This window comes from Citrobacter sp. RHB20-C16, from assembly GCF_013890155.1.
Lineage (GTDB): Bacteria > Pseudomonadota > Gammaproteobacteria > Enterobacterales > Enterobacteriaceae > Citrobacter_A > Citrobacter_A amalonaticus.
The window spans coordinates 4758720-4774461 of sequence record NZ_CP057630.1; the positions used below are offsets into that span (position 1 = coordinate 4758720).

Below are 15742 nucleotides of genomic sequence, written 5' to 3' on the forward strand. Positions count from 1 at the left end.
CGACTTCGCCTTACCGGGCCCAGGAAGATCACGCCTGACGCAGATTCTGCGCGGCTTTCACCATGTTCGCCAGCGCGGCGCGGGTTTCCGGCCAACCGCGGGTTTTCAGGCCACAGTCCGGGTTCACCCACAGGCGTTCAGCCGGGATACGTTGTGCCGCTTTTTGCAACAGCGCCTCAATCCACTCTACGCTCGGGACATTCGGCGAGTGAATGTCATACACGCCCGGTCCGATTTCGTTCGGATAGTCGAACTCTTCGAACGACTCCAGCAGCTCCATGTCGGAACGTGAGGTTTCAATGGTGATCACGTCAGCATCCAGCGCGGCAATAGAATCCATGATGTCGTTAAACTCGCAGTAACACATGTGGGTGTGGATCTGGGTATCATCTTTCGCCACCGCCGCGTTGATACGGAACGCTTCCACGCCCCACGCCAGATAAGCCGCCCAGTCGCTACGACGCAACGGCAGCCCTTCGCGTAGTGCGGGTTCATCAATCTGAATGATGCCAATGCCTGCCGCTTCCAGATCCGCCACCTCATCACGCAGTGCCAGCGCGATCTGTTTGGCGATGGTTTCGCGGGTGACGTCTTCACGCGGGAAGGACCAGCAGAGAATGGTCACCGGGCCGGTCAGCATGCCTTTTACCGGTTTGTCAGTCAGCGACTGAGCATACTTCGCCCATTCTACGGTGATCGCTTCCGGACGGCTGACGTCGCCGATCACCACCGGCGGTTTCACGCAGCGAGAGCCGTAACTCTGCACCCAGCCATTCTGGGTGAAAACAAAACCATCGAGGTGCTCACCGAAATATTCCACCATGTCGTTACGCTCGGCTTCACCGTGGACCAGCACGTCCAGGCCTAAGCGTTCCTGCTCAACAATCGCTTGCTTAATATGCTCCGCGATGCCAGTGCGATAGTTGTTAGCATCAAGCTGACCTTTTTTGAAGTCCAGACGCAGGCCGCGGATTTCAGTAGTCTGCGGGAAAGAACCGATAGTGGTCGTCGGCCATGCAGGCAGGTTGAAGCGCGCACGCTGAGCTTCAGCGCGCACTTCGTACGGGTTCGCCCGCTGGCTGTCCTGCGCGGTGATGGCCGCCAGACGTTTTTCCACTGCTGCATTGTGCACACGGGTCGAGTGGCGACGCGCCTGAATCGGTGCGCTCCATTCGGCGATGGCGGCGGTATCGCCGCTGTTCAGCGCATCGCGCAGCAGCGTCAGTTCACCACACTTTTGCAGGGCGAAGGCAAACCAGCTCTTCACTTCCGCATCCAGACGCGTTTCAACGCTCAGGTCGATCGGGCTGTGCAGCAATGAGCAGGACGAGGCCACCCACAGATCGCGAAGGCCTACGATATCTTTAATCTGGGCATATTTTTCTGTCAGATCGGCACGCCAGACGTTGCGTCCATTGACCAGACCGGCAGACAGCAGCCAGTCAGTCGGCAGGCGTTTGTGCAGCGCTGTCACGTCATCTTTACCGTGGACCAGGTCAACGTGGAGTCCCTGTACCGGCAGCGCGGCAATGGTATCAAGGTTAGGCGTCACACCTTCAAAGTAGGTGGTCAGCAGCAGTTTCACCTGCCCGGAAAGCGCATCGTAGGCCGGTTTGAAGGCGTTCAGCCAGGTCTGCGGCAGTTCCAGCACCAGCGCGGGTTCGTCGATCTGCACCCACTCGATGCCGCGTTTTGCCAGTTCCGCCAGCACCTGCTGGTAAACCGGCAGAATGTCTTTCAGCAGGCTCAGGCGATCGAACGACTCGCCCTTTACTTTGCCCAGCCACAGATAAGTGACCGGGCCGAGCAGCACAGGTTTCACCTTGTGACCCAGCGCCAGCGCTTCGTCTACTTCATCCAGCAGTTGTGTCCAGGTCAGTTTGAACTGCTGACCCTTAACGAACTCCGGCACCATATAGTGATAGTTGGTGTTAAACCATTTGGTCATTTCTGCCGCCGCAGCCGGTTCGCCGGTCGGCGCACGACCGCGACCAATGCGGAACAGGGTGTCGATATCGACGGAACCATCTTTGTTCTGATGACGCGCCGGGACGTTACCGAGCAGCAGGCTGGTGGTCAGAACATGGTCGTACCAGGCAAAATCGCCGACCGGCAGTAGATCGATACCGGCCTGCTTTTGCTGATCCCAGTGACGCGCCCGCAGTTCACGGCCCACCGCCAGCAGTTCTTCACGGGTCACATTACCCGCCCAGTAGCCCTCTTGCGCTTTTTTCAGCTCGCGACGCAGGCCAACACGAGGGAAACCGAGAGTGTGATTCAGTATTGCCATTTTACTTCCTCTAATTATATGTAAATCCAATGGATTTTTAATTCAGGGAAGGCGGCAAGTTTGCTCATCCCCGGGAGCTTACATCAGTAAGTGACCAGGATGGGGAAACGCAGCCAACGCACCATAAATTTAAAATACGAAGGATTTTGGACGTCTGGATGTTTACACATCCATATTTGACAGTTACTGTATATTCCTCAAGCGCAATTTGTTCATGCCGAAGTGAAGGACTTTCATGATCGAGATTAAACACCTGAAAACGCTCCAGGCGTTGCGGAATACCGGGTCACTGGCCGCCGCCGCGGCGACGCTGCATCAGACCCAATCCGCCCTGTCTCACCAGTTCAGCGATCTGGAACAGCGCCTTGGCTTTCGGCTATTCATACGTAAAAGTCAGCCGCTGCGTTTCACCCCACAGGGTGAGATCCTGTTGCAACTGGCCAGTCAGGTTCTGCCACAAATTAACCGCGCGTTGCAGGCCTGCAACGAACCACAACAAACCCGTCTGCGTATCGCCATTGAGTGCCATAGCTGTATTCAGTGGTTGACCCCGGCGCTGGAAAACTTCCGCGCCAAATGGCCGCAGGTGGAGATGGATTTTAAATCCGGCGTGACGTTTGACCCCCAACCGGCGCTCCAGCAGGACGAGCTGGATCTGGTGATGACCTCTGACATTCTGCCGCGCAGCGGGCTGCATTATTCTCCGATGTTTGATTTTGAAGTTCGCCTGGTGCTGGCACCCGAGCATCCGCTGACCAGCAAAACGCAGATCACCCCGGAAGATTTAGCCAGCGAAACGCTGCTGATCTATCCGGTACAACGCAGTCGACTGGACGTCTGGCGTCATTTTCTTCAGCCCGCAGGGGTCAGCCCGTCACTGAAAAGCGTGGATAATACGCTGCTGTTGATTCAGATGGTGGCGGCAAACATGGGCATTGCTGCCCTGCCGCACTGGGTCGTGGAGAGTTTTGAACGCCAGGGTCTGGTGGTGACCAGAACCCTGGGAGAGGGCTTATGGAGCCGCCTGTACGCCGCCGTGCGTGATGGCGAGCAGCGCCAGCCGGTGACTGAGGCGTTTATTCGATCGGCGCGCAATCACGCCTGCGATCATCTGCCGTTTGTTCGGAGCGCGGAGCGACCCACTTTCGATGCACCCACAGTGAAGCCAATATCACCATCGCACCTGTAATAAAACTTGGCCAGTGAGGCTGTTGGTGCCAGATAGCCAGGTTGACCAGCAGCCCTGCGGGCACATGCATATTGTTCATAATACCCAGCGTCCCCGCATCAACCTGTGTCGCGCCGTAGTTCCACATAAAGTAGCCGATGCCTGAAGCGGCCACGCCCAGGAACACCAGAATTCCCCACTGGAGCGTGGTTTCCGGCATTTTCTGCGCATTGCCCAACATGAACCAGGCAACTACCGCCACCAGAAACGCGCCGATGTAAAACCATGCAAAGGCGTTATGCTGGGGCATCGGGCGCGTCTCCATCAGGCGTTTATAGCCCACCATCCCGATGGCAAAACTGATGTTGGAAAGCTGTACCAGCAGCAGACCAGTCCAGAAGTGATCGGTCACCTGGTCATAACGAATAATCCCTGCGCCAATCACCGCCAGCAGCGCGCTAAACGCATACCCCCAGCGCAGCCGCCGTTTACTCATCAGATCGTAAATCAGCGTGATATAGAGCGGCGTCAACACGGTAAACAACAGCAGTTCAGAGACAGTCAGATAGAGATAAGCGTGGAAACTCAGCATATACATGATGCCAAGCTGCATGGCTCCCACCAGCATATAAAGCCCGATAGTTTTCAGGCTGTGCCCGCGCGTACGCAGGAAAGGCAGGAATACCAGCGCCGCCAGACCGACCCGAACCAACACGGCAAAGTAGCTATCGACGTGCCCGGCAAGGTATTCCCCGAACAGGCTGAAGGAGAAAGCCCACAGGATCGTGGTAATGATCAGTAACGCCACAATGGATATCTCGTAGAATATGGAGTATCCATTGTAGCGGAGAGTTAAGTTGACAACTGATTAATTAATCAGCATTCATCTTAGCGTAAGAAGAGATCGCGCAAATAATGCGGCACCGCATCGTCGATATTAGAGCCGATCACTTCCAGTTCCGGATGCAGATCCTTCAGGCGTTGATGCGCCCCGGCCATAATGCAGCCTTTGCCTGCCATTGACAGCATTTCAGCGTCGTTCATCCCGTCGCCAAAGGCGATGCAGTCTTTGAGGCTGTAACCCATCGCGTTGGCGACCGCCTCCAGCGCATGGCCTTTCGACACGCCGCCCGCCATCACTTCCAGACAGGTGAGCGTGGAGAAGCTCACGTTCACCCGATCGCCCCAGCGCGCATTAATAGCCTGTTCCAGCGGCAGCAGGACGTCATGAGAATGACTGGTGAAGAACACTTTGCTGACGCCTTCCGGCTCCAGTAAACCCGGTTCAAACAGCGAGTAATGGAACACCGCCTCTTTGAAAAATCGCATTTCATCCGGACGATGGCGGTTCATAAACCATTCGTCATCGCGATAGACGTTAGTGATGATATCCGGGTTCGCGTTCACCACCCCAAACAGATCGCTGGCAATATCGCGGTCCAGATTATGGGTAAACACCAGATTGCCATCCATATCATGCACACGCGCGCCGTTGGAGGTAATCATATAGCACTTAATCTCCAGATTATCGCGAATCTGCCCCACATCGACATGATGTCGACCGGTCGCAAAGACAAAGTTAACGCCGCGTGCGGTCAGCAGCTTCAATGTCTCTTTCGCGTAGGGGGATAGGGTATGGTCGGGAGAAAGCAGTGTGCCATCTAAATCAGACGCAACAATCTGATACATATAAAAATTCAACCTCTGAGCAAAGCGGTTTCCGCTGATGAGTTATGCTTGTTGAAAAAATCAACGATAGCCTGAAGCGCAACTGAGCGCATAGCGTCCTTTTCAAAAAGGATCTCATGATAAGCGCCTTTAATGACCAGCGGATGCCCCCCTTCGACAGGATGGCCCGCTGCGGCGCGGAGTTCACAAAAACGTTCGTGCATGCGGTTATCCACCACACGCTCTTCTTCAGCCTGAATCAGCAGAGTTGGCGTGGCGTCATCGCCCGCGCCTGCCAGCACCTGTTCAGCCGCCAGGATGCCTTCCCGTACCCAGTGAAAGGTTGGGCCGCCGACGCGCAGCTGCGGCTCATCGGCATAAAAACGTAAATTACGCCGATAGCGTTGTCGACTGTGCGTTAATAAATTCATGCCAAAGGGCAATGCCCGCCAGCGTCCGGTGCCGATCGCATACCCTTCCCGGATACGCTGATGACCTTCGGCCCAGTCGAGGATATGGCGTACCATCCAGTCCGGCAAACGCATCACAATACCAAACATTGGCGCGCAGAGCGCGATCGCATCGCACTGATGCGGATGGCGCTGCAAAAACAGCGTCGCAATCGCCCCGCCCATCGAGTGTGCCAGAATATAACGTTTACGCCACGGTCCCGGCTGCACTTCTTGTCCCCAGAACGCCGATAAATCATCAACATAGTCGTTGAAATTGTCGACATGTCCGCGATTAGGATCCGATAGCATACGCCCGGAACGCCCCTGACCGCGATGGTCAATAATGAGGACATCAAAGCCCAGATGAAACAGGTCATACGCCAGCTCAGCGTACTTTACATAGCTTTCAATTCGCCCCGGACAGATGACAATGACACGATCGTTATGCGCTGCGCGAAACCGGACAAACCGCACCGGCACACGACCGACGCCGGTCAATTCCGCTTCCTCACGCTGACGCCAGAAGTCTGTCAGCGGCCCCATGGAAAAAGCCGCAAACGCGTTTTCTCTCGTTTCCCAGTCTTTTTGCTGCTGAAACATCGGGTATCCAGCCTCGTTTACCAGGTAAAAATCGTTTTTTTAATCATGTCTGACACAACACCGCAACAGTAGCGTATTGTGGCATATACCCGTCATACTTCAAGCTGCAGATGCGCTGGCTTTCCTCGCTCATCCCCGTCATGTACTCCCTGTACGCGCCTGGGATTTCGCTGCGTCGCCGCCTTTGTGCAACTCGAATTATTTAGTGTATTTAAAGTGCAATCAGGGAGTTTCTCATGACTTTTGAATGGTGGTTCGCCTACCTGCTGACATCCATAATTTTGAGCCTTTCGCCCGGTTCCGGCGCCATCAATACCATGACGACTTCCCTTAATCACGGCTATCGCGGCGCAGTGGCGTCGATTGCCGGGTTACAGGCCGGACTGGGCATTCATATCGTGCTGGTCGGCGTCGGTCTGGGCACGCTGTTTTCACGCTCCGTCATCGCCTTTGAGGTGCTGAAATGGGCGGGCGCGGCCTATCTGATTTGGTTAGGCATCCAGCAATGGCGCGCCGCCGGTGCGATTGATCTGAATGCTATGGCCCAGACCCAGTCGCGCGGTCGCCTGTTTAAACGCGCCGTATTCGTGAACCTGACAAACCCTAAAAGCATCGTCTTCCTGGCGGCCCTTTTCCCACAGTTCGTGATGCCAAAAGAACCCCAACTGATGCAGTACATCGTGCTCGGTGTAACCACTATTGCAGTCGACATCGTGGTGATGATCGGCTACGCCACGCTGGCGCAGCGTATCGCGTTGTGGATCAAAGGACCGAAACAGATGAAAGCGTTGAATAAAATCTTCGGTTCGCTGTTTATGCTGGTGGGTGCACTGCTGGCGTCGGCGCGCCACGCCTGACCGGTTGCCGGATAGCAACTGGCACGTATCCGGCACAAAGACTTAGCGCGAAATGATCAGATGGATACCGAACCCCGCGAACAACGCCCCGGCAAAACCGTCGATCCATTTCGCCATACGCTGGTAGCCACGACGCATTTTCGGCAGCGCAAACAGGCTGGCAACCACGGTAAACCACGCGAAAGTCTCAACGATAATCAGCACGAAAATCCCCCAACGCGCGGCAGTACCGACGCTGTCGCCGACAAACAGAGAAAAGACCGAACCGAAGTAGATGATGGCTTTCGGGTTAGCCAGGTTCGTCAGTAACCCTTTCAGGAAACTGCGACCGCTTTGCGCCAGCTCAACCTGCGGCGTGGGTGCCGCGACATCCTGCTTTTTCAACGCGCCACGCAGCATCTGGTAGCCCATCCAGCACAGGTACAGGCCGCCGCCGACCATGATAATAGTGTGTAACCAGGCCATTTTTTCAATGATCAGATGCAGGCCGAGCAGCGCGATGCCCGCCCAGACCATGACGCCACAGGTAATGCCCAGCACGCCCATCATCGCTTCTTTGCGCGAGCGGCTGACCGCCGTCTGCGAGACAAAAAAGAAATCCGGCCCTGGGCTCATCAGTGCCACAATGTGCACCATCGCCACGGTGAGAAATAACATTAACATGATGAAAATACTCGCGGGGGAAACAGTTCAGTGAGTCACCATCCTGGCACTTTTTTGCCCGGCTGACTACTCTTCGTCGTCACCATCAACGTGCGCGCGGATCAACGCCATAAACGCTTTACCGAAGCGTTCCAGTTTGCGCATTCCCACCCCGTTGACGCTGAGCATTTCGCTCGCGGAAACCGGCATCTGTTCCGCCATCTCAATCAGCGTGGCGTCGTTGAAGACGACGTACGGCGGGATATTCTCTTCATCAGCAATAGCTTTACGCAGCTTGCGCAGTTTGGCGAACAGTTTGCGATCGTAATTGCCGCCGAAAGATTTCTGCATGACGCGCGGTTTCAGGGCGACAATACGCGGCACTGCGAGTTGCAGGGCGACCTCGCCGCGCAGCAGCGGACGTGAAGCATCGGTGAGCTGTAGCGCGGAATGCTGGGCGATATTTTGCGTAACGAAGCCCAGGTGAATCAACTGGCGGATCACGCTCACCCAGTGCTCGTGACTCTGTTCGCGCCCCATACCGTACACCTTGAGCTTGTCGTGGCCGAGTTCGCGAATACGCTGGCTGTTAGCCCCGCGTATCACTTCCACCACGTAACCCATCCCAAAACGCTGGTTTACCCGACCAATGGTCGAGAGCGCAATCTGTGCGTCCTTCACGCCATCATACTGTTTTGGCGGATCAAGACAGATATCGCAGTTGCCGCACGGTTCCTGACGCCCTTCACCGAAGTAGTTAAGCAGCACCAGACGACGACAGGTTTGCGCCTCGGCAAACGCGCCCATCGCGTTCAACTTGTGCCGTTCGATATCCTGTAGCTGTCCCTGCGGTTTTTCTTCCAGGCAGCGGCGCAGCCACGCCATATCCGCCGGATCGTAAAACAGCATCGCCTCCGCGGGCAGGCCGTCTCGCCCGGCACGACCGGTCTCCTGGTAGTAGGACTCAATGTTGCGGGGAATATCGAAATGCACCACAAAACGCACGTTAGGTTTGTTGATGCCCATGCCAAAAGCGACGGTCGCCACCACGATTTGCAGGTCGTCGCGCTGGAATTTCTCCTGCACGTCGGCGCGGATGTGATTTTCCAGCCCTGCATGGTATGCCGCGGCGCTAATGCCCCGGCTTTGCAGACGCGCGGCGGTGTCCTCCACTTTCGCACGACTGTTACAGTAAATAATCCCGGATTTACCACGCTGTTCCTGCACGTAACGCATCAGTTGATCGAGCGGTTTAAACTTCTCCATCAGCATGTAGCGAATGTTCGGACGGTCAAAACTGCTGATCTGGATTAAGGGATCGTTCAGTCCCAGCAGACGAACAATATCCAGCCGTGTGGTTTCATCAGCGGTCGCGGTCAGCGCGACAAATGGCAGTGTGGGAAAACGCTGTCTGAGCTGGCCGAGTGCGGCATATTCCGGGCGGAAATCATGTCCCCACTGCGAGATACAGTGCGCTTCGTCCACGGCCAGTAACACCGGATTCCAGTGCGCCAGGTGCTCAAGGAAGTTATCCAGCATCAGGCGTTCAGGAGCGATATACAGCAGACGGATTTGTCCGGTACGACACCCCGTCATCACTTCAAGCTGCTGCTCGCGGGTTTGCGTCGAATTCAGACAAGCGGCCGCCACGCCGTTCGCCAGCAGTTGGTCGACCTGATCTTTCATCAGGGAAATCAGCGGCGAAACCACCACGGTCAGGCCGTTGAGCAGTAAGGCAGGGATTTGATAGCAGAGGGATTTTCCGCCCCCGGTCGGCATCACGACCAGGCAGTCGCGCCCAGAAACGACGGTGTCGATGATCGCTTCCTGACCCGGGCGAAACTGCTGGTAGCCAAAGGTTTCTTGCAAAACCTGCTTAGCTCCAGATTCCAGATTCAACACTTCCGCCTGCGCCACATTAACCCCGTTCGCTTAAATCAAAACAGGCGCTATTTTCAGCGCCTGAGGGAGAAACTGCAATGTTTAAAACACAATCATCGATCAGAAGATATCGTTGAGCATCACACCCACACCGACGCGCGTCTGATTAAAGTTATAGTCGATCAGCGATTCGCCATACCCGCTATATACCTGGGTATAGAGACGAATATGCTTCGTCATCGGATAACTCAGCCCCAGCTCCGCGCCGCCGTAACCGGTATTCCAGTTGTACTGGCCCTTCGCGCTCAGGACCGCATCGCCCAGGTGATAGCCGACCTTAAGCTGGTAATAGCCCATGTATTTGGTGATATCCGGGTTATCGTCGGTACTGCCGATGACGTACCACGGTTTAACCTCTACCAGCCAGTTGCCATTTTCCGCCATCAGGCGCGTGTAAAGACGGTTCCAGCTACGTGATGTCGGATCGGAACGCCCGTTCGAATCATGGTTGTACCCCATTTCCACGTCGCGCAGCGTCCATCCGGCAACGCGGTAATCGGTAGCAAAACCCAGGAACAGCTGCGGTTCATAGTTGGTTTCACGAAATGGTGACGACTCTTTTGTATTGGATAACTGCCACCAGGACTTCTGCGTATAAGAGGCGCCCAGAACCGAATTCGGCCCCATAATCCCACGCCAGATCGGAAACGCCAGGCTCAGCTGGAACTTCACTTCATCTTTGCGGGCATTTTCTGACCAGTTGTAGGAACTGATCGCTTCTTTGTTCATGTCGCTGGTATTGGTGTAGATCAGATAGTTCGTATCGTAGGGATAGAGCGTAAAAGGATTATCATGCTCCTGCAACATATTGGCGATAATACTGCCCCGCACCGCCGGTGCATCATGAACCTCTTTCACCGTCGCCTCTTGCGCATACGCCGCCAGCGGCAGCAGTGCTGCTGGTAGCAACCAAGCCAGAATCGCCCGCATTCTTGTTGTTCTCCTGAACGAAAGATTTTTGATTTGTCTATTATTCTGCCAACCATTTTACATATTTACACACATCCTCGTTAGTTATCCCGTCTTAAAGTGGAAAACAACATTTAAGAAGCATAACATCAACATTTCATTAACCAATGGAGTGTTGGAATCGTATGTCTGCCGTACTGACTGCTGAACAAGTCCTGAAGCTTGTGGGCGAAATGTTTGTCTACCACATGCCGTTCAACCGGGCGCTGGGCCTGGAACTGGAACGCTATGAGAAAGAGTTTGCCCAACTGGCGTTTAATAATCAGCCGATGATGGTGGGAAACTGGGCGCAAAGCATACTGCATGGCGGGGTGATCGCCTCTGCGCTGGACGTGGCTGCCGGGCTGGTGTGTGTCGGCAGTACTCTGACGCGCCATGAAACCATCAGTGAAGACGAACTGCGCCAGCGGCTGTCTCGCATGGGGACCATCGATCTGCGCGTAGACTACCTGCGTCCGGGTCGGGGCAATCGCTTTACCGCCACCAGCAGTCTGCTGCGCGCCGGGAATAAAGTCGCCGTCGCACGTGTGGAATTACACAACGAAGAGCAGCTTTATATTGCCAGCGCCACCGCCACTTATATGGTGGGGTAAAAACAGGTAAACTGTTGTTACATTTCAGACATGAGTTTTCCCGATGGATGCAAAACAAACGCGGCTGGGCGTGTTACTCGCGCTTGCCGCCTATTTTATTTGGGGGATCGCTCCGGCGTACTTCAAGCTAATTTATTATGTTCCCGCAGATGAAATCCTGACCCATCGCGTGATCTGGTCGTTTTTCTTTATGGTGGCGCTGATCAGCATTAGCCGACAGTGGTCGAGCGTAAAAGCGCTGCTGAAAACACCGAAAAAGATCTTCCTGTTGGCGCTCTCGGCGGTACTCGTGGGAGGCAACTGGCTGTTGTTTATCTGGGCGGTAAACAACCACCATATGCTGGAAGCCAGCCTGGGTTATTTTATCAACCCGCTGGTGAACATTGTGCTGGGAATGCTTTTCCTCGGTGAACGCTTCCGTCGGATGCAGTGGCTGGCGGTAATTCTGGCGACCTGTGGCGTTCTGGTGCAGCTCTGGACCTTCGGTTCACTGCCCGTCATCGCGCTGGGACTGGCGTTCAGCTTTGCCTTTTACGGTCTGGTACGCAAAAAAATCGCCGTTGAAGCGCAAACCGGGATGCTGGTGGAAACTTTGTGGCTGTTGCCTGTTGCCGCCATCTACCTGTTCGGTATCGCCGACAGCGCAACCAGCCATATGGGGCAGAACCCGATGTCGCTCAACCTGCTGCTGATTGCCGCCGGGGTGGTGACCACGGTTCCGCTGCTGTGCTTTACCGGTGCGGCGACGCGCCTGCGCCTTTCTACGCTGGGCTTCTTCCAGTACATCGGCCCGACGCTGATGTTCCTGCTGGCCGTCACGTTCTACGGTGAAGTGCCGGGCGCGGATAAAATGGTGACATTTGCCTTTATCTGGGTCGCGCTGGCGATCTTCGTGACGGATGCGATTTATACGCAGAGACGGGGACGTCGGAGTTAGGGGGTTGCCGGATGGCTGCTGTGCCTTATCCGGCCTATGATGATGTACTTTCTGTAAGCCGGATAAGCGAAGCGCCATCCGGCATAACCATTACAGCCAGTTCTTCCGTTTAAAGTACAGATACGGTGCCAGACCGGCGAGCAGCATAAAGATAATCGCGCCCGGGTAGCCAAAGCTCCACTTCAGTTCAGGCATAAACTCAAAGTTCATCCCATAGCTGGATGCCACCAGCGTCGGCGGCAGGAAAACCACGGAAACCACCGAGAAGATCTTGATGATGCGGTTCTGCTCGATGTTGATAAAGCCCATCGCCGCCTGCATCAGGAAGTTCACTTTCTGAAACAGGGATTCATTGTGCGGCAGCAGGGATTCGATATCTCGCAGGATCTCGCGCGCCTGTTCCAGTTGTCCGCCCGGTAAACGCGCCTTGCGGACCAGGAAGTTCAGCGCACGCTGGGTATCCATCAGACACAGGCGGACTTTCCAGCCGATATCTTCCAGTTCTGCCAGCGTCGAGAGGGCTTCATCGTACTCATCGCCCTGGTGCCCTTCCATAATCACCCGACTCAGCTCTTCCAGATCGCTGTAGATGTTTTCGATTTCATCCGCCAGCTGTTCGATTTTGGTTTCGAACAGATCCAGCAGCAGTTCATAGGCGTTACCGTCAACCATGGCCTGGCTGCGGGCGCGCATACGATACAAACGAAACGCGGGCAGTTCACGTTCACGCAGGGTAAACAGGCGACCATCGCGGATGGTGAATGCCACAGTGGAGTTACCCGCGTGGTCTTCCGCATCTTCGAAGAAGAAAAAGGAGTGGATGTGCAGACCGTCTTCGTCTTCGAAGAAACGGGCGGATGCTTCGATGTCTTCCAGTTCAGGACGGGTCGCCAGGCTCTGGCCCAGCTCAGATTGTACGCGCAGTCGCTCGTCGTCGTCGGGCTCGACCAGGTCGACCCAGACGGCATCAATCAGGGTTTGTGACTCTTCGACTTCCAGCCGGGTGAGTCGGTTATTTTCCAGTTGAAATGCGCTCAGCATGACCGGGACTCCCAATGCTTAAAAATATCGGACAGTTCGGTGGGCACACAGAAACAAATTGGGTTTCAGACCATTAAACAGCCTGACTCAGCGCGACGGGAAAAAAGAGAAGGTCGCTGACAACCGCTAAGGCTATCAGCAAAAAGGGATAGCCTTAGGAGTTGATCCTGGATGACAGGATAATGAGCCAGTATCTACTGGGTGTGTCCAAGGCGAATGTCCTCTTAGCGTAATCGTGCGCGCATGTTACGCCAGCAAAAATTTGCCGTCAACACGCAACGAAACGCGAAAAAGTAATAATTTCCCCTTATGCAGAAAGGTTAGCAGAGGGGGAAATTAAAGTGATAATTATCTATAAGTTAGACCGTTTCTAACTTCGCATACGCAGCAACGAGCCATTTAATTCCCTGTCCCTGGAAAGCCACCTGCAACCGGCTGTGTTCGCCGCTGCCCTCCAGATTCACAATGGTGCCCTCGCCGAACTTAGCATGGCGCACACGCTGGCCCAGCTTGTAACCGGTGTCGTTTTCCGCCATCGGCGTCCCCATCCGCTGATGGCTCACCGGACGGCTGATCGTTGCACGCAGACGGACCTCTTCAACGCACGCTTCCGGCAACTCACCGATGAAGCGCGACGGACGGTGATACACCTCTTTGCCATACAAGCGACGCGTTTCGGCATAGGTTAGGGTCAGTTTCTGCATCGCACGGGTCACGCCGACATAGGCCAGACGACGCTCTTCTTCAAGGCGTCCGCCCTCATCCAGTGACATCTGGCTGGGGAACATCCCCTCTTCCATCCCGACGATAAACACCTGCGGGAACTCCAGCCCTTTCGCCGAGTGCAGCGTCATGAGCTGTACCGCATCCTGCCAGGTATCCGCCTGCCCTTCGCCCGCTTCCAGCGCCGCATGGGAGAGAAAGGCCTGCAACGGCATCAGATCTTCGTCTTCGTCGTTGTAGCTGAACTGGCGCGTCGCCGTCACCAGTTCCTCTAAGTTCTCGATGCGGGTCTGACCTTTCTCGCCTTTCTCCTGCTCGTACATCATGCGCAGGCCGGAATCTTTAATCACCCGGTCAGTCTGCACGTGCAGCGGCATATCTGCCGTTTCCTGCGCCAGTGCGTCAATGAGTTCCATAAAGCGTTGCAGCGCACTGGCGGCACGACCGGCCAGCGCTTTTTCCTGCAACAGCTCGCGGCACGCCTGCCACAGCGTGAGCTGGCGATCGCGTGACGTCTGGCGCACCACGTCCAGCGTCCGATCGCCAATCCCGCGCGTCGGGGTATTCACCACGCGTTCAAAGGCGGCGTCATCATTGCGGTTCGCAATCAGGCGCAGATAAGAGAGCGCATCTTTGATTTCCTGACGCTCGAAGAAGCGCATGCCGCCGTATATGCGGTACGGCATACTGGCCTGTAGCAGCGTCTCTTCCAGCACACGCGACTGGGCGTTACTGCGGTAGAGAATAGCGCACTGTTCCAGCGCGCCACCGTTGTCCTGCCAGGTTTTGATCCGGTTGACGACAAAGCGCGCTTCATCCAGCTCGTTAAACGCGCAGTAGAGTGAAATGGGCTCGCCTTCGACGCCATCGGTCCACAGCTTTTTACCCAGACGCCCATTGTTGTTCTCGATCAGAGCGTTCGCCGCGCTGAGAATATTACTGGTTGAGCGGTAGTTCTGCTCAAGACGGATGGTTTGCGCACCGGGGAAGTCGTTCAGGAAGCGCTGGATGTTTTCTACCTGCGCGCCGCGCCAGCCGTAGATCGACTGGTCGTCATCGCCCACGATCATCACTTTGCCGGTATCGCCAGCCAGCAGACGGATCCAGGCATACTGGATGTTGTTGGTATCCTGGAATTCGTCCACCAGGATATTCGTGAAACGTTCGCGGTAGTGCTGAAGAATATGCGGTTTGTTGAGCCACAGCTCATGCGCGCGCAGCAGTAGTTCGGCAAAATCCACCAGCCCCGCACGATCGCACGCTTCCTGATAGGCCTGATACACCTTCTGCCAGGTCTGCTCAATCGGGTTACCGAAACTCTGAATATGATGTGGGCGCAGACCTTCGTCTTTCTGTCCGTTGATGTACCACATCGCCTGACGCGCCGGCCACTGCTTCTCGTCGAGGTTCATCGCCTTAATCAGACGCTTGAGCAGACGCAACTGGTCTTCGCTGTCGAGGATCTGAAAATCCTGCGGCAAATTCGCATCCATGTGATGCGCGCGCAACAGTCGGTGCGCCAGACCGTGGAAAGTGCCGACCCACATGCCGCCCTGGCTGGTGCCCATAATCTGGCCGATACGATGACGCATCTCCGCCGCCGCTTTATTGGTAAAGGTTACCGCCATAATCGAATACGGCGAGTTATTTTCTACCGTCAGCAGCCAGGCGATACGGTGTACCAGTACGCGTGTCTTACCGCTCCCTGCCCCCGCGAGAACCAGCATGTTGCTACGTGGCGCGGCCACCGCTTCGCGCTGTTTATCATTGAGGCTGTCGAGCAGATAAGAAACGTCCATTGGCACCGCCGCATTAAAAGAAGTAGGGCGGATAAGCGTCGCGCCATCCGCCAAAAAGCTGT

General features: G+C 55.5%; 14 protein-coding genes. 4 read left to right on the forward strand and 10 right to left on the reverse strand.

The window, feature by feature from the left end:
- Nucleotides 1–28: 28 nt before the first annotated feature.
- Nucleotides 29–2290, reverse strand: coding sequence for a 5-methyltetrahydropteroyltriglutamate--homocysteine S-methyltransferase (gene metE / locus HVX64_RS22745; RefSeq protein WP_044258308.1), 2262 nt, complete (start codon nt 2288–2290; stop codon nt 29–31).
- 235 nt (nt 2291–2525) lie between these two features.
- Between metE and metR the strand changes: the two genes are divergently transcribed.
- The gene (gene metR / locus HVX64_RS22750) at nt 2526–3479 is read left to right on the forward strand and encodes an HTH-type transcriptional regulator MetR (protein ID WP_042998821.1); all 954 of its coding nucleotides are present in this window, start codon (nt 2526–2528) and stop codon (nt 3477–3479) included.
- On the opposite strand, the gene bioP is transcribed toward metR, so the two are convergent.
- From bioP to pldB, 3 genes are all read right to left on the reverse strand, one after another.
- Nucleotides 3367–4266, reverse strand: a complete 900-nt coding sequence (bioP, locus tag HVX64_RS22755) for a biotin transporter (protein WP_042998820.1) — start codon at nt 4264–4266, stop codon at nt 3367–3369. The two genes, metR and bioP, sit on opposite strands and share 113 nt — an antisense overlap.
- 80 nt (nt 4267–4346) lie before the next feature.
- Entirely contained in the window at nt 4347–5147 is an 801-nt protein-coding gene (yigL, locus tag HVX64_RS22760) for a sugar/pyridoxal phosphate phosphatase YigL (RefSeq protein ID WP_042998819.1), read from the reverse strand.
- 8 nt (nt 5148–5155) lie between these two features.
- Nucleotides 5156–6178 carry a lysophospholipase L2 gene (pldB, locus tag HVX64_RS22765; protein ID WP_042998818.1) on the reverse strand — a complete coding sequence of 341 codons (1023 nt, stop codon included), beginning with the start codon at nt 6176–6178 and terminating at the stop codon, nt 5156–5158.
- Between the two features lie 236 nt (nt 6179–6414).
- Between pldB and rhtB the strand changes: the two genes are divergently transcribed.
- Nucleotides 6415–7035: a homoserine/homoserine lactone efflux protein gene (gene rhtB / locus HVX64_RS22770; protein ID WP_042998817.1), complete on the forward strand. Its 621-nt coding sequence runs from the start codon at nt 6415–6417 to the stop codon at nt 7033–7035.
- Between the two features lie 42 nt (nt 7036–7077).
- Here the strand turns inward: rhtB and rhtC are convergent, their stop codons facing one another.
- From rhtC to pldA, 3 genes are all read right to left on the reverse strand, one after another.
- Nucleotides 7078–7698, reverse strand: coding sequence for a threonine export protein RhtC (gene rhtC / locus HVX64_RS22775; protein WP_042998816.1), 621 nt, complete (start codon nt 7696–7698; stop codon nt 7078–7080).
- A gap of 66 nt (nt 7699–7764) precedes the next feature.
- Nucleotides 7765–9594 carry an ATP-dependent DNA helicase RecQ gene (gene recQ, locus HVX64_RS22780; protein WP_044258305.1) on the reverse strand — a complete coding sequence of 610 codons (1830 nt, stop codon included), beginning with the start codon at nt 9592–9594 and terminating at the stop codon, nt 7765–7767.
- Between the two features lie 84 nt (nt 9595–9678).
- Nucleotides 9679–10548 carry a phospholipase A gene (gene pldA / locus HVX64_RS22785; RefSeq protein ID WP_042998814.1) on the reverse strand — a complete coding sequence of 290 codons (870 nt, stop codon included), beginning with the start codon at nt 10546–10548 and terminating at the stop codon, nt 9679–9681.
- 164 nt (nt 10549–10712) lie between these two features.
- On the opposite strand from pldA, the gene yigI reads away from it, so the two are divergent.
- Both yigI and rarD read left to right on the forward strand, forming a co-directional pair.
- Nucleotides 10713–11180: an acyl-CoA thioesterase YigI gene (yigI, locus tag HVX64_RS22790; RefSeq protein WP_042998813.1), complete on the forward strand. Its 468-nt coding sequence runs from the start codon at nt 10713–10715 to the stop codon at nt 11178–11180.
- Between the two features lie 43 nt (nt 11181–11223).
- Nucleotides 11224–12117: an EamA family transporter RarD gene (gene rarD, locus HVX64_RS22795; RefSeq protein WP_044258301.1), complete on the forward strand. Its 894-nt coding sequence runs from the start codon at nt 11224–11226 to the stop codon at nt 12115–12117.
- Between the two features lie 90 nt (nt 12118–12207).
- Here the strand turns inward: rarD and corA are convergent, their stop codons facing one another.
- The 3 genes from corA to uvrD form a co-directional block, all read right to left on the reverse strand.
- Nucleotides 12208–13158 (reverse strand): magnesium/cobalt transporter CorA, encoded by a 951-nt coding sequence (gene corA, locus HVX64_RS22800; protein ID WP_042326126.1) that lies wholly within the window; start codon nt 13156–13158, stop codon nt 12208–12210.
- Between the two features lie 154 nt (nt 13159–13312).
- Nucleotides 13313–13369: a YsgD/CorL family protein gene (gene ysgD / locus HVX64_RS24020; RefSeq protein ID WP_212723238.1), complete on the reverse strand. Its 57-nt coding sequence runs from the start codon at nt 13367–13369 to the stop codon at nt 13313–13315.
- A 148-nt stretch (nt 13370–13517) separates the two neighbouring features.
- Nucleotides 13518–15680, reverse strand: coding sequence for a DNA helicase II (uvrD, locus tag HVX64_RS22805; RefSeq protein ID WP_181825196.1), 2163 nt, complete (start codon nt 15678–15680; stop codon nt 13518–13520).
- Between the last annotated feature and the right edge of the window lie 62 nt (nt 15681–15742).